The sequence below is a fragment of the Synechococcus sp. CCY9202 genome, assembly GCF_034931685.1.
Taxonomy (GTDB): Bacteria; Cyanobacteriota; Cyanobacteriia; order PCC-6307; family Cyanobiaceae; genus CBW1002.
Genome location: NZ_JAYGID010000135.1, coordinates 1 through 1,449, shown reverse-complemented (window position 1 = coordinate 1,449; position 1,449 = coordinate 1). Strand labels below are relative to the sequence as shown.

The 1,449-nt window shown below is 52.2% G+C and carries 1 protein-coding gene and 1 tRNA gene; one reads left to right on the top strand and one right to left on the bottom strand.

Features of this window, described 5'->3' with window-relative positions; genetic code table 11:
* Window positions 1-281 precede the first annotated feature (281 nt).
* Window positions 282-366 (bottom strand) — tRNA-Ser (locus VB777_RS16175).
* Window positions 367-598: 232 nt separating this feature from the next.
* On the opposite strand from VB777_RS16175, the gene VB777_RS16170 reads away from it, so the two are divergent.
* Window positions 599-1,348 carry a HAMP domain-containing protein gene (locus VB777_RS16170; RefSeq protein ID WP_323250206.1) on the top strand — a complete coding sequence of 250 codons (750 nt, stop codon included), beginning with the start codon at window positions 599-601 and terminating at the stop codon, window positions 1,346-1,348.
* Window positions 1,349-1,449 lie beyond the last annotated feature (101 nt).

The window sequence follows — 1,449 nt, the reverse complement described above, 5'->3', positions numbered from 1 at the left end:
TGAACTGAGGCAGAGAAAGACTCGGCTGGAACTGGATCCGATTCATGGCCATAGCGATCCCGACCGGTACATGCGTATCAGCCTACGCGCTGGAAGGGCTCTGACGGAGCTTGCTACCTAATCAAGAGGCTCGATGGGAATCGCTGTGATCAAGTCCTATGGCGAAAGGGAAAAAGCAAGGAGCTCTTATATACCAAGCAAAGCTTGAACATTCAAGTCAAAGACATCATATAAGTAGGCGCCTCAACACTCTGTTGAATCCCGAAACGCCAATACAGAAACGGAGGGGGCGGGATTCGAACCCGCGGAGGCTTTCACCTCGCTGGTTTTCAAGACCAGAGCCATCAACCACTCGACCACCCCTCCTTGGGCCGCCGCGAGATGCGGACCAGCGTCCGCCGTACGAACGCCTCCCCATTATCCCATAGTCATTTCCCTCAACCGGCGGAACCGCCTTTGGCACCGTCACCTGCTGTTTCAGTCGCCATGGTTCCAAACGTCGGCCTAGCTCCAATTCCCTTACCATTCTTTAGGTCGTTTACTCAAACCCGCGGGTCACCTCCCCGCCCAACTCGGAGCAGACATCTGTCGGAGCTTGATGGCCACCCAAAAGCATCTATCGATCCAGAAGACTTTCACCTTGATCGCGACGATCAACGGCGGCGTCTTGGCCTATTTGACCATATATAACTTCACTTTACTAAGAGGGGAAGCGGGAGCGCATTCATCGATCTACGTTTCGCTCCTCCTCACAATGATCTTGTCAGCACTTGCCATCATTTCCTATCGTATTATTTTTGCCAGAATCGTCTCGCCATTAGCACATCTTGTAGAAGAAACCCGCAAGATTGAAAGCAATACCAACGATGAAGTCTATCTCACCGTAAGAGGAAGGGACGAGGTCAGCCTCCTTGCTCACAGGTTTAATATTTTACTATCAAAGATGCGTCAAGCCTTCAGCGAAATTGAGGCCTCCAACAAGAAGTTAGTCCATGCAAATTCTAAAATATCCGAGTCCCTCCGTTACGCAGGATTACTCCAACGCTCAATTCTGCCAGATCGACAATTTAGAGATGTTTTTGGCGACGAGCATTTCATCCTTTGGCAGCCTCGTGACACCGTTGGTGGTGATTACTACATTCTCCACACCGAAGCCGATCGTACCCTGGTCGGAGTAGCTGATTGTGCCGGCCATGGCGTTCCAGGAGCCATGATGACGATGATGGCCAGGGCAGGGGTAGATCGCTCGGTGCAAGATCTGGGAATCAGTTCGCCAGCGGCCTTGTTGATGGCAATTGATACATCAATGCGCAGCCTGCTGAGGGCCGCGTCCCTTTGCGTGGTGTAAATCCCGAGGCCCGATTGCCCTGGACTGAGGGAGAACAGGGGTGAATGACGGGCTGTCATTCTCGAGGCGCATGTGCACCTCGTTGTTTCACGATGAATCCA